This is a genomic window from Pelovirga sp. (assembly GCF_059864205.1).
Genome location: NZ_JCBCBS010000045.1, coordinates 1 through 22,193 on the forward strand (window position 1 = coordinate 1; position 22,193 = coordinate 22,193).

Annotated in this window: 20 protein-coding genes; 17 read left to right on the top strand and 3 right to left on the bottom strand. The window is 53.1% G+C overall.

Translation table 11 applies throughout. From position 1 onward, the window contains the following. From AC6F7T_RS02390 to AC6F7T_RS02400, 3 genes are all read right to left on the bottom strand, one after another. Positions 1-612 (bottom strand): ATP-binding cassette domain-containing protein (locus AC6F7T_RS02390; RefSeq protein ID WP_500716369.1); only part of this gene is annotated, 612 nt, incomplete at its 3' end. A 160-nt stretch (positions 613-772) separates the two neighbouring features. Then, entirely contained in the window at positions 773-1,891 is a 1,119-nt protein-coding gene (locus tag AC6F7T_RS02395) for an HD domain-containing phosphohydrolase (RefSeq protein WP_500716370.1), read from the bottom strand. Continuing rightward, complete coding sequence (locus AC6F7T_RS02400) at positions 1,888-4,038, bottom strand: HEAT repeat domain-containing protein (protein WP_500716371.1); 2,151 nt, start codon at positions 4,036-4,038, stop codon at positions 1,888-1,890. The genes AC6F7T_RS02395 and AC6F7T_RS02400 overlap by 4 nt, the downstream gene beginning before the upstream one ends. Before the next feature lie 257 nt (positions 4,039-4,295). Here AC6F7T_RS02400 and AC6F7T_RS02405 point away from each other — a divergent pair, with 257 nt between their 5' ends. The 17 genes from AC6F7T_RS02405 (at position 4,296) to AC6F7T_RS02485 (ending at position 22,151) form a co-directional block, all read left to right on the top strand. Next, positions 4,296-5,309: a PhoH family protein gene (locus AC6F7T_RS02405; RefSeq protein ID WP_500716372.1), complete on the top strand. Its 1,014-nt coding sequence runs from the start codon at positions 4,296-4,298 to the stop codon at positions 5,307-5,309. An 11-nt stretch (positions 5,310-5,320) separates the two neighbouring features. After that, positions 5,321-7,666 (top strand): HDIG domain-containing metalloprotein, encoded by a 2,346-nt coding sequence (locus tag AC6F7T_RS02410; RefSeq protein ID WP_500716373.1) that lies wholly within the window; start codon positions 5,321-5,323, stop codon positions 7,664-7,666. Beyond that, complete coding sequence (gene ybeY / locus AC6F7T_RS02415) at positions 7,587-8,093, top strand: rRNA maturation RNase YbeY (protein ID WP_500716374.1); 507 nt, start codon at positions 7,587-7,589, stop codon at positions 8,091-8,093. Before AC6F7T_RS02410 ends, ybeY begins: the two co-directional genes overlap by 80 nt. Positions 8,094-8,255: 162 nt before the next feature. Next, complete coding sequence (locus tag AC6F7T_RS02420) at positions 8,256-9,080, top strand: transporter associated domain-containing protein (RefSeq protein ID WP_500716375.1); 825 nt, start codon at positions 8,256-8,258, stop codon at positions 9,078-9,080. Beyond that, on the top strand, positions 9,064-10,587 hold the full coding sequence (lnt, locus tag AC6F7T_RS02425; RefSeq protein ID WP_500716376.1) for an apolipoprotein N-acyltransferase: 1,524 nt from the start codon (positions 9,064-9,066) through the stop codon (positions 10,585-10,587). The genes AC6F7T_RS02420 and lnt overlap by 17 nt, the downstream gene beginning before the upstream one ends. A 221-nt stretch (positions 10,588-10,808) precedes the next feature. Further along, positions 10,809-12,563: a Na/Pi symporter gene (locus AC6F7T_RS02430; RefSeq protein WP_500716377.1), complete on the top strand. Its 1,755-nt coding sequence runs from the start codon at positions 10,809-10,811 to the stop codon at positions 12,561-12,563. Positions 12,564-12,590: 27 nt separating this feature from the next. After that, positions 12,591-13,355, top strand: a complete 765-nt coding sequence (kdsB, locus tag AC6F7T_RS02435) for a 3-deoxy-manno-octulosonate cytidylyltransferase (RefSeq protein WP_500716378.1) — start codon at positions 12,591-12,593, stop codon at positions 13,353-13,355. A gap of 144 nt (positions 13,356-13,499) precedes the next feature. Next, a complete protein-coding gene (gene pyrG, locus AC6F7T_RS02440; RefSeq protein ID WP_500716379.1) occupies positions 13,500-15,101 on the top strand; it encodes a CTP synthase in 1,602 nt (533 codons plus the stop codon). 4 nt (positions 15,102-15,105) lie between these two features. Further along, positions 15,106-15,942 carry a 3-deoxy-8-phosphooctulonate synthase gene (gene kdsA, locus AC6F7T_RS02445; RefSeq protein WP_500716380.1) on the top strand — a complete coding sequence of 279 codons (837 nt, stop codon included), beginning with the start codon at positions 15,106-15,108 and terminating at the stop codon, positions 15,940-15,942. A 3-nt stretch (positions 15,943-15,945) separates the two neighbouring features. Continuing rightward, entirely contained in the window at positions 15,946-16,908 is a 963-nt protein-coding gene (locus AC6F7T_RS02450) for a KpsF/GutQ family sugar-phosphate isomerase (protein WP_500716381.1), read from the top strand. Continuing rightward, a complete protein-coding gene (locus tag AC6F7T_RS02455) occupies positions 16,908-17,438 on the top strand; it encodes an HAD-IIIA family hydrolase (protein WP_500716382.1) in 531 nt (176 codons plus the stop codon). The genes AC6F7T_RS02450 and AC6F7T_RS02455 overlap by 1 nt, the downstream gene beginning before the upstream one ends. Before the next feature lie 37 nt (positions 17,439-17,475). Then, positions 17,476-18,054: an LPS export ABC transporter periplasmic protein LptC gene (gene lptC / locus AC6F7T_RS02460; RefSeq protein WP_500716383.1), complete on the top strand. Its 579-nt coding sequence runs from the start codon at positions 17,476-17,478 to the stop codon at positions 18,052-18,054. Beyond that, positions 18,044-18,544, top strand: coding sequence for a lipopolysaccharide transport periplasmic protein LptA (lptA, locus tag AC6F7T_RS02465; RefSeq protein WP_500716384.1), 501 nt, complete (start codon positions 18,044-18,046; stop codon positions 18,542-18,544). Before lptC ends, lptA begins: the two co-directional genes overlap by 11 nt. Further along, the gene (gene lptB, locus AC6F7T_RS02470) at positions 18,541-19,266 is read left to right on the top strand and encodes an LPS export ABC transporter ATP-binding protein (RefSeq protein ID WP_500716385.1); all 726 of its coding nucleotides are present in this window, start codon (positions 18,541-18,543) and stop codon (positions 19,264-19,266) included. Before lptA ends, lptB begins: the two co-directional genes overlap by 4 nt. A 218-nt stretch (positions 19,267-19,484) precedes the next feature. Continuing rightward, positions 19,485-20,948, top strand: a complete 1,464-nt coding sequence (gene rpoN / locus AC6F7T_RS02475) for an RNA polymerase factor sigma-54 (RefSeq protein ID WP_500716386.1) — start codon at positions 19,485-19,487, stop codon at positions 20,946-20,948. A gap of 113 nt (positions 20,949-21,061) precedes the next feature. After that, a complete protein-coding gene (hpf, locus tag AC6F7T_RS02480) occupies positions 21,062-21,610 on the top strand; it encodes a ribosome hibernation-promoting factor, HPF/YfiA family (RefSeq protein WP_500716387.1) in 549 nt (182 codons plus the stop codon). Between the two features lie 79 nt (positions 21,611-21,689). Next, positions 21,690-22,151, top strand: a complete 462-nt coding sequence (locus AC6F7T_RS02485) for a PTS sugar transporter subunit IIA (protein WP_500716388.1) — start codon at positions 21,690-21,692, stop codon at positions 22,149-22,151. The last annotated feature ends 42 nt before the right edge of the window (positions 22,152-22,193 follow it).

Consider the following 22,193-nt stretch of genomic DNA (forward strand, 5'->3'; position numbering starts at 1 on the left):
GAGCCAGTTGACGGTTTCGGCATCAAGGTGGTTGGTCGGTTCATCCAGCAGCAGAATGTCTGGTTTTTGCAACAGCAAGCGGCACAGGGCGACGCGGCGCTTTTCCCCACCGGAAAGCACCTTGATCGAGGTCTCCGGGGGGGGACAGCGTAAGGCTTCCTCTGCTAACTCCAGACGTGAATCAAGTTCCCAGGCATCAGCGGTATCGAGTTGATCCTGCACCTTGGCCTGGCGTTCGAGCAGTTTGTCCATGTCGCAGTCAGGATCAGCAAAAGCGTTATTGATGGCTTCAAATTCCGCCAGCAGATCAACGACTTCCTGCACCCCTTCCTGGACAATTTCACGCACGGTCTTGCTCTCATCGAGCTGTGGCTCTTGTTCCAGATAGCCGACCGTATAGCCGGCAGACAGGGCAACCTCACCGTTAAATTCCGTGTCGACCCCGGCCATGATCCGTAACAGGGTCGATTTACCCGAACCGTTCAGGCCGAGCACCCCGATTTTGGCACCGTAGTAGTAGGAGAGCGAAATGTCCTTGATGATCGGTTGCTTGTTGTAGTTTTTACTGACGCGCATCATCGAATAGATGATTTTTTTTGTGTCTTCACTCATGACCTGTTCCTTTTGATCTTTTTATAATGCTGAAAATTGATTGACCCCGGACACAAATCAGGTGTCGGGGAGGATGAAATGTATAACACCCGAGGCCTGCAGGTCGCAAGCGGATCAGGACGAATTCCGTTAGACAAATTGTCTATAGTTCAGCACGGGGCTATTGCTGTTCGAGTTGGGATAGGGCGGTTAGAAATGAGTGGGTCAGGTGGGGATGCAGTGATTTGCCGGCACTCCCGCTCATGATGGAATTTATCTGGTCAAAGCTCAAAGGTTCTTTGTAGGCTCGTCGGGTTCGCAAGGCATCATAAATGTCGGAAATAGATGTCATGTAACTGCACGGATTCAGTTTGCGAAAACTCACAGGGTAGCCGGTTCCATCATAACCAATGTGGTGCTCGTATGCAGTAACCACTGCCAGTCGCGGAATGCCGGGACAATTCAGCAGGTATTGTGCACCGAGACGCGGATGGTCGCGCATCAGTTCCCATTCCCTGTCATCCAGTTTCCCCGGTTTGTTTAGCACCTCAGAAGGGATAAACATCTTGCCGGCATCGTGCAGCATGGCGGCAATGCCGATGTCGTTAAGCAAGGGGCCGGTGATGCCGAGGAGTCTGGCCTGGGCCAGATTCAGCAGGCAGATATTGGTGGAATGGACATAAAGATATTCATCCATTGAACGAATTGGTGCCAGGGCGAACATGACATTACCCTGGTCGCAGAAGGCTGAGATGAATTGTTCAACAATTTCACCAAGCCCTGTCACGTGGTTTTTTTTACCGTGGCCGATGTTCTGGTAAATATCCATGAATTTATCGAAGTTTTCATCGATAATTTCCTGGAAGTTGGTCCCTGCAGTTGACGGCTGTTGGACAGAAGAACGAACAGCAACCTTGCCATAAGCCACTTTGTCCGTTGCTGTGGAGACCGTTCCTGACTGAAAAGGACGGCTGAATCCGGCTGCTGTTTGTAATAGCTCATTCGAATGGATAGAGCTATCCAGCTTGATGAAGCTCAGATCATGGTCGCGCAGCGTTTTGATCAGACGGTTCACCGATAAGTTTTCTGCCAATCTGGTGTTTTGAAAAATTAGTCTGTCATTGATGATTTTTATCGTAACGTCATTTGTCTCAGTGAATATAGGGCGCAGTTGGTCGATCGCTTGCCGGCACAAATTCATTACCTGCGGATGCGTGATATCGTAGAGACGGATGGTTGCTATGGCAGTGGTAAAACTGCGGATAAATTGCTGAGCCAGATGTTCTGTCGTTGGTGTCATATCGATTGCCCCGAGAATGATGAAGGGGTAGAGGAAAGAATGTTGCTGATCACTGCGCTTTGATTCCCTTCCAGTTTTCCTTTTATGGCCGCCAACTGTCCGTGGGGGTAGCGCCTCAGTGTCTCTGCTGCCGCAGTCTTCAGGGTTTTACGCAGACTGTTAAGGAAAAACTCCTTTCTGATGAGCAGGCGCGTCAGGGTCATCAAGCAGGCAGGCTGGGGGGTCGACGACAGGCTTGTCAGAATATGTAATTTAATTTCGAGGTTGTCCGCCGTCAACGGCTCTACTTCAAGCAATCTGTTTAGCTGGTTAAATATGTGGTCGTTATTACTCATCTCTGTCAGCGGGATCATGATTTTCATGGTCTCTTGATCCGCGTCTGTCAACTCTTTTTCCAGCAATCGGTTGGCTGCAGAAGGGTTGATACGAAACAGGATTCGCAGGGCTTCGCGCCGCACCTTGGGATGGCGATGCCGGCATAGGTTCAGGACGGTTTTGGGGGAGATGCCGCCCTTTTGTTGCCCCAGCACAAGCAGCAGATTGCGCACCAGAAACCAGCGGTGATCATCCAGCGCTTCCAGCATGGCCGGTCGGGCGTGGGCTCCAAGCTCGAGAAGCAACTGCATCCAGATTTTGCGCAGTTCTGTGTCGGTCTCATTGCCGAGGCGTTCGATCAGTAATGGTGCATAGTGCTCGCCAACTTCCGACAGATACTCACAAATATCGGTAAATTTTTCAGCACACCATATCGGCACGGAATTCAGCACCTCCTCCAGAAAAGAACGTTTGAGCTGGGCGCCGTACATTTTTTCTGTGAGCAGATTCGTCTGTGACCGGCTGCTGTTTACATAAGACATCCAGCGGGACAAGGTCTTGCGCAGGGCCTGAAAATCTCCGGTATCGAGAAAAAATTGTGACAGATCGACAAGATTGTGCTGCATGACTTCTTCTGTGCCGGTATCGATGTCCTTAGCCAGCAGATCGAAGATGATTTCGCAGCATTGATGTTCAATCCTCTGCTCGGCAAGGCTGTTGCGATACTCTTCTGCGAGATCTTCTGCCAGACTCCCTTGAACCTCTCCGGCAAGGATTTTCTGCAAAGCGAGTTGATAACTCGCGGGGAGATATTCATCGTGCTGATCCTCCAGAAACAGCAATTCAATGTTCGCTTGCAACGGTTCGGGAGGGGTGCTGCTATTAGACTGTACGACTCTGCCACTGACTGATTCTGTTTTGTTCAGGGCAAAGGCACCAAGGAGATCTGTCAGTCGCTGTGACAGCTTGTGGTTTTTGCTGCTGTGGGAAAAAAGGGCATCGTTGATGAACTCTGCGCTTAGATTGGGGATGATCTTTTGGGCTGCCTGCGGTTGCTGGTCAAGGGCGCGGAGAGTGCCTTCATAGAGCTGTTGACGTATCTTCGGGTTAAGCTTTTTGCTGAAGTCACAGAGGCGCTCGGTAATTTCTGTCGCGGATCTCCGGCATTGCTCAAGCAGACAGTCAACCAGCTTGCTGATCATGGCCGTGCAATCTTTTTCAGGCAGGGAATTGCTATTGAGTAGCTGCGCCAACTGATCAGCGCCAGGAGTGTCGAGGGGGAGGTCGGCGCCCTGGTTGGCGGACATCATGTCCTCGATAAAGTCATGCCAGATAGCTGTTGCAGATGCTGTTGGGGCGGAATTGTCAGGGGCAAGGCTGGTAAAGGAATCATAGTCAACCTGCGTCAGGCTGACATGGGATATCTGATGGTCCTTAAGAACATTGTTCAGTGGGGTTGAGTGATGGCCGTAGGTTCTGGCCGAGAGCAGCTGTAAAAAACCAATCAGCTCAACGGTGCTTAGGCCTTGATGGAAACTGACAACGGCAATATCCAGTTTTGAGAAAAACCCGCCAAGATCGCGACAGCTTGGGTTGTCCGGATCCAGCAGACTGCCGTTGACAACAAGATGGTCAGGAGCGATACCAAGGCTGATTTTGTCACCAAATTCCGTGAGATTAGCCAGTTCAGCCAGAATCTTGTTGGCTCCTGCCAGGGTCTTGGGGTGTGTCTGCGGATAGAGGGCAATCTGCCGCCGAAAGACGTTCAATTCGTGAACGAAATTTTTCAGATGATGTTCGTTGGCTTTATTTGATTGATGAGGTGTATTCATTCTTTCCTCGCAAGTCATCCACTATTATAAGTTAATGCTAATGGTAATTGTCAAGTTAAAAAATAGTAACTATTCAGCTATGCCCTTGCGCAGCAACGCGGCAGTTGGTGAGTTTTTGCGACGCCATCAACGTTGATCATCAGACTGGTTCGTAGGCAATAATGCACCTTCACGCCGTGCCTCTTGCATTGTGGTTTCATTTGGTGCTAGATTTTCGACGTGATTACTCAAAATGTTGATTCATCCAGATACCACATATGACCCCTCGCACATCCTTTGATGTCGGCAACGCTGCGCTCGCAGCCCAGCTGTTTGGCCAGCAGAATCAGAACCTCAAGCTGATAGAGAAGAAGCTTGGGATCCGCCTCGGCAGCCAGGGGACGGTCTTGCAACTGTCCGGCAACGCGGAACAGGTACAAGTCGGCTACCGTCTGCTCGAAGAACTCTGCGCGCTATTGCGCGACGACATGCCCTTGTATCCCACCGACATCGACTATGCCATCCGTATTCTGTCGACTGATTCATCAACCAACCTGCGTGATATTTTTTTCGATACGGTTTTTGTTTCAGCCCGCAACAAGCTGATTACTCCAAAAAGTCTTGCGCAAAAAAGCTATATTGACCAGATTCGCAGTAAGACCGTCGTGTTTGGCATCGGTCCGGCGGGTACCGGCAAAACTTACCTGGCCATGGCCATGGGGGTGGCAGCGCTGGTACGTAAAGAGGTGAGCCGCATCATGCTGGTACGACCGGCAGTAGAGGCGGGGGAAAAACTGGGTTTTCTGCCCGGGGATCTTGCTGAGAAGGTAAACCCTTACCTGCGCCCGCTATACGATGCCCTGTACGATATGCTCGAACTGGATAAGGCCCGTGGGCTGGTTGATACCGGTGTGGTCGAGGTGGCGCCATTGGCATTTATGCGGGGACGCACCCTCAATGACGCTTTTGTTATTCTTGACGAGGCTCAGAATACCACCGCTGAACAGATGAAAATGTTTTTAACGCGTATAGGTTTCGGCAGCCGCGCGGTCATTACCGGCGATGTGACCCAGATCGATCTGCCGCGGGGAACCGGTTCCGGGCTGCTGCATGCCACCGCGGTCTTGCATGACGTTCCCGATATTGCTTTTACTTACTTCAGTGATCTTGATGTGGTCCGTCATCCCATTGTTCAGGCGATCGTTCAGGCTTACCAACGCGCCGAGCAAAAGCCCTCTGCAAAAATCGAGGATTTGTCACCTCGTCCTGCCGGAATCAACACGCCTGACTGATCAGGGGATTCATGACCAAAGATAAAAAACTGAAATCTGTGGGGCGTAGTCGTTCCCGTTCCTGGCAGGATTGGCGCTTCTGGGGCAGCCCGGTCCAGCTGCGCAAGTGGGTGTTGGTCGGCGTTGCTCTGTTGTTGGCCCTGATCATTGTTCCCAAAGGAGGCTTGATTCCCGCAGTTTTTGCTCCCGGCGATATCGCTCCGCGGGACATCAAGTCGCCCCGTGACATGCTGGTTGAAGATGTTGATTTGACGCGTGCCAAGCGTGATGCCGCTGCCCGTGCTGTACCCCTGGTCTATCGTTTTGATTCGGATGCCGGTGTGCTGGCACTGGAGCGGTTGCAGCGCGGTCTGGTGTTTCTGTCCCAACGTCGGGAAGATGCCGATTTCTATATGCTTGACGACCCCCTGACGCGCCTTGAAGCTGATTTAGGCGTTCCTCTTACCAATGACGATTACGGACCGCTGCTCAACCTCCCCGTCGATATCGCATTGGTGGGTCAGATCAACACCCTGCTCAAGCCTTTGTTTGAGCGGCCGGTTGTCGCGAATTTGCAAGGCTTCCAGGAAGACAGGCAGTCAGCAATGGTCGTGCTTGAACGTGATCAGGAGCGCGTACCCTCACTCCAATGGCAGGAGCGGGTTATCGGCCTTAATGATGCTCTCCACGACGCCGAGGGGCATCTTGCCAACCTTGACATGTTAACTGCTGCCCAGCAGCAGGTTCTGCTCAGGCTGGTGCAACAGCAATTGCGCCCCAATCTGGTGGTGGATCGGCAGGAAACGGAACAACGTCGCTTACTGGCGGCGAGTCAGGTGACGCCGGTTCTCTTCCAGATTAAAAAAGGCGAAATGGTGGTGCGCGAAGGGGAGCGGATCAATGCCGACCAGATTCTCAAGTTGCTGGCGTTGCGTGATTCGGGGCGCAGCACTCATACCCTGCAGAGCGCAGCCGGTTTGATGATCTGTATCATGTTGCTGCTTTTTGTCGGTTTTGTTTTTGCGCAAGGCAATATCAGCAAATTTAACCCTGATCGCCGTGACCTGCTGTTTCTGGGGGCCGTAGTGGTTACTCATTTTATTCTTATCAAGGTGTCAATATTTGTTTCAGCCGGCATGGGGACGGTACTGGCATCGATTGATGCGATTAGCTACTATTATGCTATCCCCTTTGCCCTGGCAGCCATGCTGGTGCGCATTGTACTGAATTCGGAAACCGCTTTTATTGTAGCCATTTGTGCTGCTGTGCTCGCCGGGGTGTTATTCGGCAATAGTATGCTGGTGGCTTTTTACGCTCTCGTCGGCAGCATTGTTGGTGCCCACGGTGTGCGCCATTGCCAGCAACGAACCACTCTTTATCGCGCCGGTCTGTGGATCGGGCTGACCAATGTGGCGATGTTGATTGGTCTGCATCTACTCACTGGCCGTGCTGCCGATATGCAGTTGCTGTACCGCTTGGGTTTTGGTTTCGCCGGCGGGATCATCAGTGCCGTTATGGTTAACGGGACGATTCCGTTGGTGGAATTGCTGTTTAAATATACAACGGATATCAAATTACTGGAGCTGGCGAACATGAATGCGCCGGTGCTGCGCCAATTGATGATTCAGGCTCCGGGCACCTACCATCACTCGATTCTGGTCGGCAACCTTGCTGAATCAGCTGCTGAGTCAATTCGCGCTAATCCATTGCTGGCGCGGGTAGCAGCCTACTATCACGACATTGGCAAAATCCGTAAACCCCTCTATTTTATTGAAAATACCGGCGGGCAGCGCAACAAACACGACAAGCTGGCGCCCTCGATGAGCGCCCTGATTCTGACCTCCCACGTCAAAGACGGCGTCGATCTGGCGCGGGACAACAAGCTCGGCTCCGAGCTGATCGATATTATTCAGCAGCATCATGGCACGGCGCTGATCAAGTTTTTCTACGACCGTGCTAAATCCCTTGCCGATCCCGGGGTCCAGCAAGTCGATGAGCGCGATTACCGCTATCATGGACCCAAGCCCCAGACCCGTGAAGCGGCATTGATTATGCTCGCCGATGCGGTGGAGGCCGCCAGCCGTACCCTCGCCGATCCTACTCCGGCACGGATTCAAGGCATGGTAAAAAAGTTGATCAATAGCATCTTTATCGATGGCCAGCTCAATGAATGCGATCTGACCCTGCGCGATCTTAACGAAATAGCCAAGAGTTTTACCCGGGTCCTGTCGAGTTCCTTCCATCACCGGGTTGATTATCCGGAGCCGGTTCACATTGTCAAAGCCAAAACGGATGGCAATGACAGCGCTGCCGGCCGTGACAAGGTCAATAAGGTCAATAGTGCGAATACAGATCGAAAATTGTCAGCGCCGGCATAGGATTTTGAAGCGTCCGCTACGTAAGGTGGCTCAGCGGGTCTTGAATCTCCTCGCGCAACCTGAAGCGGAGCTCTCTATCCTGATTCTCGACAACGACGGGATTCAGCAGATCAATCGTGATTACCTGCAGCGTGATCGCCCAACCAACGTCATTTCTTTTGCCATGCAGGAAGGGTTAGGGGCAGGCGTGCAACCGCAGTTGCTCGGCGATGTTGTGATATCTGCCGAGCGTGCCGCCAGTGACGCCGCACTAGCGCAGATCCCTTTTGAACATGAGCTGTGGTTTCTGCTGGTGCATGGCATTCTGCATCTGTTAGGTTACGATCATGAACGTGGCAGCGCTGCACAGGCGCAAGAAATGGAGCAGCTTGAGCGGGATATCTTTGCCCGGCTGATCGATGAGTTTCCTCTGAATGACAACAGTTAAGTCAACCAAACATTGATGCGTTGACAAAAAGTTTCAATCTGGATGGATCAGCACAAAGCGAGTTTTTGCGACGCCATCCAGCATTAGCATCTGCGACAGCATGCCAATAGGGAGAATTGAACCACGGTGGACACGGGCGGTGAAAAGGGACGACAGGGGATAATGCAACGCCTCCTGAATCGTTTGCGCAGGCGAGCTTCGGCCGGCAGCGAAGAAGAGTTGCAGCAGCTTATTGATGAATCGGAACAACGTGGCATTATTGATGAATCGGAAGGGGACATGCTTCAGTCGATACTGGAGCTCGATGAAACCTACTTGCGCGAAATTATGGTGCCACGCACCGATATGGTTTGTGTCGATGCTGCTGCTCCCTTGACTCAGGTGCTGGAGGCCATCCTCCAGTCAGGTCACACGCGTATCCCGATCTACAAGGGGAATATCGATAACATCATCGGTCTGGTGTATGCCAAGGATCTGCTCCATTACTGGGGGCAGTCACTTGAGAAGATTCCCCTGGACAGGGTCCTGCGCCAACCGTTTCTGGTGCCTGAGTCGAAGCAGGTCAGCGTGTTGCTGCGGGAGTTTCGAGAAACGCGGGTGCATATTGCCATTGTCATCGATGAATATGGTGGTACCGCCGGCCTGGTTACCATTGAGGATCTGATCGAGGAGATCGTCGGTGACATTCAGGATGAATACGATCTTGAAGAGGAGTGGCTGATCGCAGATTCAGATGGCACTGTGGTGGTCAATGGACGGCTCAATATTGAAGAGTTCGAAGAATACTTCGATGTTGAGGTTGAACGTGAAAAATTCGATACCATCGGTGGTTACGTTATTGAATTGTTCGGCCGGGTGCCGGCAGTTGGTGAGAAAGTTCGTGTTGGGCAGTTCGATATGTTGATTGAAAAAGGGGATCAGCGTTCCATTCAGCAGATCCGTATTTTTCCGCTGCGGGCAGATACGGGCAATGATGACGCGGATTGATAAAAACCTCCTGATAGCAGCTTTTTCCGGTGGGTTGTTGGCCTTGTCGTTCCCGCGGCCAGATTTTTATTGGCTCGCCTGGGTGGCATTGGTACCGCTGCTGCTGGTGATGGAAAAACGCCCCTTCGCCAGCGGTTTTTGGGCCGGGGCGGTCTTTTTTGCCGCTGTTCTCTACTGGCTCAATATTGTCATGACCACCTTTGGCGGCCTTGATCCCTTCTCCTCCCTGGTAGCCTATCTGCTGCTGGTCACCTATCTGGCGCTGTTTTTCGGCGTTGCCACCTGGCTTGCCCGGCGCGGTAAGCTGCGTCTTGGTATCCCGGTTCTGCTCAGTCTGCCGATTATCTGGGTCGCCCTTGAATTTTTGCGCGGCTGGCTACTGACCGGCTTTCCCTGGGCGTTGATTGGTTATTCCCAGCAGAATTTCAGCCTGGCTATCCAAAGTGCTGATGTCACCGGCGTTTATGGCGTTAGCCTGATGCTGATTGCGGTCAATGCCCTGATCGCCCAAGTGATTCAGTATCCCCGGCATTCCTTTAGTCGCTGGGCGGTTGGCGGCGTGGCGCTGCTGCTGATCAGTCACTTTGGTTATGGGGTCTGGCGCTCGGGACAGTTGGCCGATGATCGTCCGCAGCAGTTACAGGTGGCGCTGATTCAGGGCAATTTTGAGCAGTCGCAAAAATGGGACCCGGCCTTGCAGCAGGAGACCATCGAGCGCTATCTGTCGCTGTCGCAGCAGGCCCTGGCACAGAGTCCTGATCTGCTGATTTGGCCGGAAGCGGCAACCCCCTTTTTTCTCCAGGATCCTTCCGCGCTGGCCGCCCAGGTTCATGCTTTTCCGCCGCGCAGCGGCGTACCGCTGCTGGTGGGTACCCCGGCTTATCAGGTGACGGCCGCCGGCGAATATCAATACTTAAACAGTGCCTTTATGATCGGCACCGATGGTGTCCGGCACGGGCGTTCCGACAAGGTTCATCTGGTCCCCTTTGGTGAATATGTGCCGCTGGGTCGGTTGCTTTCCTTTATCGACAAACTGGTGGTGGGTGTTGGTGACTTTGTCCCGGGAGCCATTGCCCCTTTGCCGCTGGGAGAGCACTCTCTGGGAGTTCTGGTCTGTTATGAGGTGATTTTCCCCTATCTGGCGCGCCGGCATGTTCGGCAGGGGGCCGATCTGCTGGTGAATATTACCAACGATGCTTGGTTCGGGCATTCATCAGCTCCCTATCAGCACCTGGCCATGGCGCGCTTCCGGGCAATTGAACACCGTATCTGGCTGGCGCGTTCGGCCAACACCGGCATCTCCGCCCTGATTGCCCCCAGCGGTGAGGTCGTTCTGTCCGGGCCGATCTTTGAACCCTTGCAGATGACCGGCCGGGTCGGCCTTGGCGCTGTGCCGACCTTTTATACGCGCTTTGGTGATCTGTTTGCCGTTGCCTGTCTGCTGCTGACCACCCTGCTGGCCATCGCCCAGGGGGTTGTTCCCCGCCTGCGTAAGAAAGCCGCCTGAATGATTCACAATCATTTGTCGTTTAACCCCGTTTCTCTGTTATTATTCTGCCGGTGAGATTGCGCCAATGGATAAAGCGCTTGTCATCCTTGCGTACCTTTGTCGATAATCCTTTCGCTATGGTTCTGCAGGCGTAATGGCTTCCCGCATCCGCGGGCCTGACGATAAAAATCAGTTGTTGATTCTTTTGCCCTGCACTTTAAAACCCCCAGGCGCTAATAATGACCCGAATCCTGTCCGTTATGTGCCCGTTGATGATTGTGCTGAGCGTTGCCCCGGCAGCGGCAGGCCTTGGTGCGCCCGAAGCTCAAAATGTATCATGGGGGGGCATGCTGATGGGACTTTTTGGTGGTCTGGCGTTGTTTCTGCTGGGGCTGGATCGTTTGACCGAATCCCTTAAAGCAGCAGCCGGATCGCGTCTGCAGTCCTGCCTTGAGCGTTTTACCAGCAACCGTTTCAGTGGTGCCCTGATTGGCGCGCTGACGACCGCCATGCTGCAGTCTTCATCGGTGACCACTGTCCTGGTTGTGGGTTTTGTCAGTGCCGGGGTGATGAGCTTAAGTCATTCGGTCGGCGTTATCATGGGCGCCAATATCGGTTCGACCTTTACCGCCCAGATTATTGCCTTTAATGTTTCAGGATACGCATTGTCGTTGGTGGCCGGCGGATTTGCGATACTGACCTTTGCCCGGCGCGAACAGTTTCGCCACTACGGCGGGGCGTTGCTGGGGTTGGGGCTGATTTTTTTTGGTATGGGAATCATGACCGATGCTATGGTGCCGCTGCGTTCCTATCCGCCTTTTCTAGAGTGGATGGTGGAGATGGCGAACCCGTTGATTGGTCTGCTGATCGGCGCCCTTTTTACCGCCCTGATCCAGTCTTCCGCTGCGACAACGGGCCTGGTTATTATCATGGCCAGCCAGGGTTTTGTTTCCTTGCCGGCCGGTATTGCCCTGGCGTTGGGGGCCAACATAGGTACCTGCGTGACCGCTATGCTGGCGACCCTCGGTAAACCTCGCGCTGCATTGCGTGCTGCCACTGTTCATGTGTTGTTTAATATTGCCGGGGTGCTGTTGTGGCTCGGTTTTATCGACCAGTTGGTCGCCTTGACGGTCACCCTGTCACCACAGTATCTCGACCTCGAGGGGATGGGTCGGTTGGCAGCGGAAACGCCGCGCCAGATTGCCAATGCCAACACCCTGTTTAATGTTGTCAATACCCTGGTGTTTATCGGCTTCGCGCCCATTTTTGCCAGACTGGTGATGATGCTGGTGCCGGATCGCAAGGAGCCGGACAAGCTCCCGGTCGTTGCTCCGCAGTATCTTGATGAACGCCTGCTGGATACCCCGGCGGCGGCACTGAATCTGGTGCGGATGGAGATCGGTCACCTGGGGCAGGAGGTGGGACAGATGACCCAGGCAATCTGGCCGGCGCTGGAAAAACTCGACAATAATCTGTTTCGGGACGTTAAAAAACGCGATGATGCCATTGATCTGCTCCACGCCGCAATCATCAGGTACCTTTCCTTGCTCGGCAAGAAAGAGTTGACCGAGAGTCAAGCTCACGACTATTACCTGTTGAGTCAAGCGGCAGATACACTGGAGCGGATTGGTGACATTATTGAGTCGGAGCTGGTTGAGGCCGGCTTCCGAATGGCGCAATTGCACCTGCACCCCGGTAAGCAGATTAAGGAGCTGTTGGGGCGCTTGCATGCCTTTATCTGTAGTGCTGTCGAACTGGCGGTTCGCGCGGTCAGCGAAAATGATAGCGGTCCGGCTCAAGAGGTTCTGGCTTTACGCCGTGATGTCAATGAAACGGTTGAAGGGGCTTTTCGTCGGCAAGTGGCGAGTATGGCAGCGAGTGATACGGAACGTCTGAAATTGTTGCAGCTTGAGTTCGAGATAACCGATAAGCTCAAGCAGATTTATTCGTTGACCAAGCGCATTGCGCGACTTTACCATGCTCATAATGAATAACTTCTCCATCCTGAGGATTGCTACCTGATGAAAAAAGTGACTGCGATTATTCCGGCTCGCTACGCTTCAACGCGCTTTCCCGGCAAGCCCCTGGCCTTGTTACAGGGGCTGCCGATGATTCAGCATGTCTGCCGGCGGGTGGCCGCCGCTGACCTGGTTGATCGTGTTATTGTGGCTACCGATGACCAGCGTATCCTGGACGCCGTCCTCGGGTTTGGCGGCGAGGCGATGATGACGTCCGCTGATCACCCGACCGGGACTGATCGACTGGCAGAGGTCGCGGGGGTACTCGACAGTGAGCTGATCGTCAATGTACAGGGGGATGAGCCGCTGATTCAGCCGCAGATGATCAATCAGGCGATACGACCGCTGCTTGACGATGCAGCTATCGAGATGGGAACCCTGGCAGCACGATTGACCAGAGTGGAAGACTTCCACAGCCCTCATGTGGTCAAAGTGGTCAGGGATCTGGCCGGTTTTGCCTTGTATTTCTCTCGTGCTCCGATCCCCTGGCCACGCGATCTCGGTAAGTTGGAGTTGGAGGAGCGTTTGCCGCAGCTGGCAGTGTGGCGCCATGTTGGTCTCTATGTCTATCGGCGTGCGCTGCTGCTGGACTATCCGAATTGGCCGGAAACGCCTCTGGAAAAACTGGAGCGTCTTGAGCAGTTGCGCGCTTTGGAACGGGGTGTGCGCCTTTACGTTGCCGAAACCGAGTGGGATAGCCACGGCGTTGATACCCCGGCTGACCTGAAGCGCGTTGAAATGCTGATGAATCAGGAAAAAAACAGTTAAAACAATTGCTTACTTTTCACCCTGAGGTCGATTCATTTTTTCAGTTCAGGGTTTCTTTCGGCTTTGATTGTGTGTAGAATCACGCTTTTGATGTGCAGCAGCTTTAGATCCATTGAACCAGTTAACGGGGATAAGAATTTCCAGATGAAGACGAAATTTATATTTGTGACCGGCGGCGTTGTTTCTTCTCTTGGTAAAGGGTTATCTGCCGCTTCGATCGGTGCGTTGATGGAAGCGCGGGGCCTGAAAGTCTCGATGCAGAAAATGGACCCGTACATCAATGTTGATCCCGGCACCATGAGCCCGTTTCAGCACGGTGAGGTGTTTGTTACCGATGATGGCGCTGAGACCGATCTCGATCTGGGGCACTATGAGCGCTATACCAGCGCCACCTTGTCGCGCAAATCCAATTTTACCACCGGCCAGGTCTACGATTCGGTGATTCGCAAAGAGCGTCGTGGCGATTATCTGGGTGGCACGGTGCAGGTTATTCCGCATATCACCAATGAGATCAAGCAGAAGATTCTTGACAACGCCAAAGGCGTCGACCTGGCCATTGTCGAGGTTGGTGGCACGGTTGGTGACATTGAATCCCTGCCGTTTCTTGAGGCGATTCGCCAGTTTCGGGTTGATCGTGGCCGTGAGAATGTTCTCTATATCCACCTGACCCTGGTGCCCTACATTGCCACCGCCGGCGAATTGAAAACCAAACCAACCCAGCACAGTGTTAAAGACCTGCGTGAAATCGGTATCCAGCCTGACATTCTGCTGTGTCGCTGCGACCGCGAAATTCCCCGTGACATGAAGGCGAAGATCTCTCTGTTTTGTAATGTCCCGGAAGATGCGGTTATCACTGCACGTGATGTGGAAACCATCTATGAAGTGCCCACGGTATTTCATGATCAAGGGCTTGACGAGCGAATTATCAGTTATCTGAATATCTGGACCAAGGCGCCGGACCTGTCCGATTGGGAGCGGATTGTGGAGCGGGTCAAGCATCCCTCCGATAGTATCACCATTGCTATCGTCGGCAAGTATGTTGACCTGACGGAAAGCTACAAGTCGCTGGCTGAAGCCCTGATCCATGGCGGAATTGCCAACGACTGCCGCGTCAACCTGAAATACGTTGATTCCGAAGCCCTCGAACGCCACGGCATCAACGGCACATTTAACGATGTCGATGGTATTCTCGTGCCCGGCGGCTTTGGTGAGCGTGGCAGCGAGGGGAAAATCTCGGCAATTCACCACGCGCGCCTCAATAAGGTGCCATTTTTCGGTATCTGTTTGGGGATGCAGATGGCGGTGGTGGAGTTTTCACGACATGTCTGCAATATCGATGATGCCCACTCCTCTGAGTTTCATGAACAGGCGGCAAACCCGGTCATCCATATTATGGAAGAGCAGAAAAAGATCAAGGGCAAAGGCGGCACCATGCGCCTTGGCGCCTATCCTTGTGTGCTCGAAAAGGATACCCTGGCGCGGCGCATCTATGGCGTTGAACAGATCTCCGAGCGACATCGTCACCGTTTTGAATTCAATAATACCTATCTGGAAAAACTCAAAGACTGTGGGCTGGTCTGTTCAGGCATCAATCCCGATTCTCATCTGGTTGAGATTGTCGAACTGAAGGATCATCCCTGGTTCCTGGGCTGCCAGTTTCACCCTGAGTTCAAATCGCGGCCGATGGCGCCACACCCCTTGTTTGAATCTTTTATCGGTGCCTGTTTAAAGGCGCGGCAGGAGTAACAACGTGGAACAAGTCACCGTTGGCAAAACGCACTTTGGCGGTAACAAGCCCCTGGTATTGATTGCCGGGCCCTGTGCTATTGAAGACGAAAATCTGACCTTACGCATTGCCGAAGGGCTCAAGGAGATTACCTCCCGGCTTGGTTGCGAGCTGGTGTTCAAGGCCTCCTACGACAAGGCCAATCGGACTTCAGTCAGCTCTTTTCGAGGTTTGGGGATGGAATCCGGATTACGGATTCTGGAGCGGGTCAAGAAGGAATTTGAGCTGCCGATTCTCTCTGATGTCCATGATGTGAGCCAGATTGCTGCTGCTGCCGAAGTCCTGGATGTGTTGCAGATTCCGGCCTTTTTGTGCCGACAGACTGATCTGCTGGTGGCGGCCGGGCGGACCGGTAAACCGATCAATATCAAAAAGGGGCAGTTTCTTGCACCCTGGGACATGGAGTACGGTGTCAACAAGGTTGTTTCAACCGGTAACCGCCAGATTCTACTGACCGAACGGGGTGCGACCTTTGGCTATAATAATCTGGTGACCGACATGCGCGCCCTGGTGATTATGCGCCAGTTGGGCTACCCGGTGATTTTCGATGCGACCCACTCGGTGCAGTTGCCCGGGGGCGCCGGTGGTTCATCCGGCGGCCAGCGCCAGTTCGTCGCTGCGCTATCGCGGGCAGCGGTAGCTACCGGCATTGATGGCCTGTTCTGGGAAGTGCACGAAGACCCTGATCGAGCCCTGTGTGATGGGGCTAATTCCCTGCCGCTGGCGCAGGTGGAGGCGATGTTAACGCAGATCCTGGCAATCGATACGCTGGTGAAAGAAACTTTGGCTCAAGGTGAATAATATATGCTTGAAATAGCCCGACGGGTATTGCAGATTGAGGCAGATGCTGTTTATGCCTTGAAAGAACGATTGAACGAAGACTTTATCAAGGCAATTAAGATAATTATGGCTTGCCAGGGGAAGGTGGTTGTCACCGGCATGGGCAAATCCGGCCTGATCTGTCACAAGATAGCCGCGACCATGGCCTCGACCGGGACACCGACATTTTTTCTTCACCCGGCCGAAGGTATCCATGGTGACCTGGGGATGCTGTCACGCGGCGATGTGGTGATTGCTGTCTCTTATTCCGGCGAAACTGAAGAGATCTGTCGCATTCTGCCGGTGATCAAGCGCATGGGGTTGCCCCTGATTGCCATGTCGGGGCGTCCGGCCAGCACCCTGGGAATTGCTGGTGATGTCCATCTGGATGTCAGTGTTGCCGAAGAAGCTTGCCCGTTGGGGCTGGCACCAACGGCGAGCACTACCGCCACCCTGGCGATGGGAGATGCCCTGGCGGTGGCTCTGTTGAATGAACGTGGATTCCGGGCCGAAGATTTTGCCATGTTCCATCCCGGCGGCGCTTTGGGTAAAAAACTGCTGTTGCGGGTTGAGGATCTGATGCACAAAGGGGCCGACATCCCGCTGGTGTCACCGGACACCTTACTACGCGATGCCCTGTTTGAAATTACCAGCAAAAAACTGGGGGTGACCGGGGTAGTCGACTCCGCCGGTTTATTGCTGGGGGTGTTTACCGATGGCGATCTACGGCGGATGATGGAGCATGGGCTGGAAACCCTGCAACTACCCATCGCCGATGCCATGTCGACTTCGCCCAAGCGGATTTTACGACGTAATCTGGCGGCCAAGGCCCTGCAGATCATGGAGCAGCATGCCATCACGTCTCTTTTTGTTTTTGAGGATGAACAGAGCCAGGTGCCCATCGGTATTATCCACCTCCACGATCTGTTGCGGGCCGGAGTGGTTTGATGAGTGTGCAACTGAACGATAAACTTGCCGCCATCAAATTGTTGCTGCTTGATGTTGATGGCATCATGACCGATGGCCGCATCATTTACGATCAACAGGGTAATGAGCTAAAAGCTTTTGATGTCAAAGATGGTCATGGCCTGAAGATGCTGCAACGCGCCGGCTTTCAGGTCGGGATTATCACTGGCCGCTCATCGGCTATCGTTGACCGGCGCGCTGAGGAGTTGGGGATCGCTATTGTGTATCAGGGGGCGAAGACCAAACTCGAGCCCTACCTGGAAATCCTTAAGCACACCGGCCTGGCTGATCATCAGGTTGCCTATGTCGGGGATGATCTGATTGACCTGCCCCTTCTCCAGCGTGTCGGTTTCAGCGCCACCGTTGCCGATGCCGTGCCGCAACTGGCAGAACGGGTCGATTACGTCACGCGCCGGGACGGTGGTCGCGGTGCGGTCAGAGAAATCTGCGATCTGCTGTTGCAGGGCGGTGGTCACTGGCATGAGCAGACAGCGCGTTATTTTTCCCCGTGAGTGATTCTGTGTGTCATAATCAGGCGCTGACGCAGCCATGCTGAATCTGCGGCGAATTCTGGCACTGGTCATCCTGCTGGCAGTTGTCCTGCTCAGTCTGGTGGTCTGGCGGCATGTCCGGCAAATGCCCCTGCAGGAAATTCTCACAACCCTGCCTCAGGATATTGATCTGGCCCTGGATAACCTGAACTACACGGAAACTCAAGACGATCGCAAGCGCTGGACCCTGGTTGCCGATCGCGCTGAGTATCTGCGCAGCAGCAATCTGGTGCGGCTGAACCCGGTGCAGCTGACTTTTTATCAAGCCGGCGCATTTGGTGATTTAACCTTGACCGCCACCCATGGGGAGCTGCAGGAAGATACCCGCCAGCTCGATATTTGGGGTGATGTCGTGATTGTTGGTGAGGGTGGCGAACGTTTGCAGACGGAATCCCTGCGTTATGATGACCAACGGCGGCAGCTTTCAACCGCTGCGCCGATCCATTATCGGGCTCCGCGAATGGAATTGACCGGTGTGGGGCTGCTGGTCGATATTGAAAAAAACACCATGCGGGTAAAAAAAGATGTCAGGATGCTGCTGTTGCCGGAACCAAAGGAGAATCCGGGTGAGAATTGATCTGATCCTCAAGTGTCTATTGCTATTGATCTTTGGCTGGACGGCTAACGCTGTTGCAGTCGATTTCCTGGCTGCGGCGGACCGAGATCAGCCGCTGGAAATCACTTCGCAGCAACTGGAAGTATTTCAGGATGAACAAAAATCTCTATTTAGCGGCGCAGTCGTAGCGCAGCAGGGGGAAATGACCCTCTATACCGATCAGCTGACGGTGATCTTTGACGGTCAGAACGACGTCAGCCGCATCGAAGCTGCAGGTAGCGTACGCATTGAAGAACCCTTGCGCAAAGCGCGTGGTGACCATGCTGTTTTTGACCGTGATGCCGACACCCTGATTTTGTCCGGCAATGCCGAGGTGGTGCAGGGGGAAAATCGTATCACCGGCGATGAAATTACCCTGTTTATCGGTCAGAACCGCAGCCTTGTCAAAAGTCACGACAGCGGCCGGGTACGGGCGGTGATCCTGCCGGAAAAACAACCGGAGTCGCCGTGAAACGAACCCTGCGGGCTACCGGTTTACGCAAATCCTACGCTGGTCGTGAGGTCGTCGCCGGTGTTGATCTGGAAGTCAGTTCCGGTGAAGTGATCGGCCTGCTTGGGCCCAATGGTGCCGGTAAAACGACCAGCTTTTATATGGTGGTTGGTCTGGCAGCTCCCGATCAAGGGCAGATTTTTCTTGATCAAACCGAGTTGACGGCCATGCCCATGTATCAGCGCGCGCGCGCCGGAATTTCTTATCTGCCGCAGGAACCTTCGGTCTTTCGTAAACTGTCGGTCGCTGAAAACCTCCTGGCGATCATCGAGACCCTGAACCTGACCAAAGCTGAACAACAGCAGCGTTTAGAGCAGTTGTTGGCCGATTTGAACGTCGCCCATATTCGTGATTCAAAAGGCTTTGCCCTGTCCGGCGGCGAACGTCGACGGGTTGAAATTGCCCGCTCGCTGGTGCTTAAGCCGGCCTTTTTGCTCCTCGATGAGCCTTTTGCCGGTATCGATCCGATTGCGGTCATCGATATTCAGAATATTATTTCGGATCTCAAGGCGCGTGGTATCGGTATCCTGATATCGGATCATAATGTGCGCGAGACCCTTGGCGTCTGTGATCGTGGCTATATTCTTAACCAGGGGCGGGTGTTGGAATACGGTACGCCCGAGCAAATCGCGGCAAGTCCGGTGGCCCGGGAGATTTATCTGGGAGAAAAATTCAAGCTCTGATGGCTTTGCAAAAAACTCGCCAACTGCTGCGTTGCTGCAAATGTATCGCTGCTTCGACGTACATAAGTACGCCTCATTGCTCGACATTTGCGCGCCTTGCATTTGACGCTTTGTGCTTAGCCATCGACTTTGATGCTGTTTGATTGCTTCAAGCTCTGATCTGACACTTAAACGATATCTGATTTGCAAAACCATCAGGTTTGGACTACAAAGGAAATATGGCACTCGATCTTCGACTTCAGGTAAAACTCAGCCAGCAACTGGTGATGACCCCCCAGTTGCAGCAGGCTATTAAGCTGCTGCAGTTGTCGCGACTGGAGCTGGTTGAGGCTATTTCCCAGGAACTTGAGGAAAATCCGATTCTCGAAGAAGGGATCGATCTGCAGGAGGAAAAAGAAGAAGAGGTGCGCAGCGGACTCGAAGATGACTTCAGTCCAATCCAGGAAAAATCTTCCGAGGAAGAACTTTCCGGCGAGATGGATGGGGTCGCTGATATCGATTGGCAAACCTATCTGGAAGGTTACAGCCTCAGCAGTAGCAGCAATGATGCCCGCGATAACTATGAAGAGCAGGAGGATCGTCCTTCTTTTGAAAGTTTGATGACCCAGCCGCGTCGCTTGAGCGACCATCTGCTCTGGCAGCTTGGTCTTTCGACTGTGTCTGAAGTTGAACATCGTGCCGCGGTTGACATTATCGGCAACCTCGATGATTCCGGTTATCTGCAGACGGCTATTGAAGAGCTGGCGGAGCACGCCGCTGTCGATCTGGTGGTTTATGCCGCCGCCCTGAAGCGTGTGCAGGGTTACGATCCTGCCGGGGTGGCCTGTCGTAATCTGCAGGAATGTCTGTTGCTGCAACTTGAACGTCTGGATCTGTCTGACTCGTTAGCTGCCGTGTTGCTGCGTGATTTTATCGACGAACTCGAAGGGCGCAAATATCCGCAGATTGCCAGGGCACTAAAACTTCCCGTTGAGGAGATTTTTGCCGCAACCAAGCTGATTTCCGATCTTGACCCGCGTCCGGGCAGTGCTTATAACGACGAAGAAGCCCACTATATTATCCCCGATATCTATATTCACAAACTGGGCAATGATTATGTCGTTACCCAGAATGATGATGGGCTGCCGAATCTGCGCATCAGCTCTTTTTATCGTAACGCGCTGATGGAGTCAAAAGGGGTCGACAAACAGACCGGCGATTATATCCAGGATAAAATGCGCAGTGCCGTGTGGTTGATCAAGAGTATTCATCAGCGCCAGCGCACCATTTATAAGGTCACCCAGAGCATTGTTAAGTTTCAGCGCGATTTTTTCGATAAGGGTATCGAGTATCTCAGGCCGATGGTATTGCGTGATGTCGCTGAAGATATTCAGATGCATGAGTCCACCGTCAGTCGAGTGACGACCAATAAATATGTTCAGACCCCCCAGGGGTTGTTTGAACTGAAATTCTTTTTTAACAGCGGCATCAACACCAGTGATGGTGATGCGATTGCCTCTGAAAGCGTCAAAAACAAGATCAAGGAAATCGTCGCTGCCGAAAACCCCAAAAAACCCTTGTCTGATCAGAAGATCGTCGATTTACTGGCAGAACAGGAGATCGATATTGCCCGACGCACGGTTACCAAGTATCGTGAGATGCTCGGCATCGGCTCATCGACCGAACGCAAGCGTTTATTTTGACAGGAGGTTTGACGGTATTTGTCAGGCTGTTCCTGCGCAATAGTTTTAATTGCGCTATAATCTAGATTAAATGAGGCTCTATGGAAGAGTCCTCGGTAATGAGGAGGTTCTTTATGCAAATTGCTGTGACCTTTAGACACATGGAAAGCAGTGATCCACTTCGTGATTATGTGGAAGAAAAACTGGCGCGGGTGAAAAAGTACATCGATGAACCGATTGACGCCCAGGTGGTTCTTTCGGTTCAAAAAAAGATTAATCAGCGCGCCGAGGTGACGATGGTAGCCAAAGGGCTGACCATGAAGAGCGTCGAAGAAAAAGAAGATATGTACGCTGCCATCGATCTGATGGTCGACAAGATCGAGCGCCAACTCAAACGCTATAAAGAAAAGCTCAAAAATCATAAAGGCAGTGAAGGGGTCCAGCGGCGTATAGAAAAAACCGTTTATTCAGCGCCGAGCGTTGATGAAGGTCGGGATGAGCCGGAAATTATCCGCAGCAATTCGTTCTTTATTAAACCGATGTCGGTTGAAGAGGCGGTGATGCAGATGGATCTGCTCGGCAAGGAGTTTCTGGTGTTTACCGACGATCGTTCCGAAGAGATGAATGTTGTCTATCGGCGTAAAGATGGAAATTACGGTTTGATCGTACCTCACGGCAAATAGAACGGCTTCGGGGTTTATGCATAGCAATGCCTAAATCCCGATTTTTACATCTGCTTTTGATGGATAAAGATAAGAGATTATGAAGATTTCAGAACTGTTGAATCCGCAGGCTATCATCAGCGAGCTTGGCGCCGGCGATAAAAAGGGGGTTCTCGCGGAGTTGACGGATGCCCTGGTGGCGCTGGTTCCCGAACTGGATCGTGCGCGGGTTCTTGCCGTTCTTCACGAGCGCGAAAAGCTCGGCAGCACCGGTATCGGTGACGGCGTCGCAATTCCCCACGGCAAGATAGCCAATCTGCCGGCGCTTCAGCTGGTTTTTGCCCGCAGCACGAAAGGGGTCGACTTTGAGTCGATGGATGGTCAGCTGACTCAGTTGTTCTTTTTATTGATCGCGCCGGAAGGTGCCGTCGGTGTGCATCTCAAGACCCTGGCGCGGATTTCCAAGCTGCTTAAGGATATCAAAGTGCGCAAGCAGCTCCTCGCAGCTGACGACGCTGCGGCGATCTACCAGATAATTCTTGCCAATGAAGGTACCCCGTAGACCCTAGGATCTGCGGTACTGCAATGGCGGATCCTGTGATGG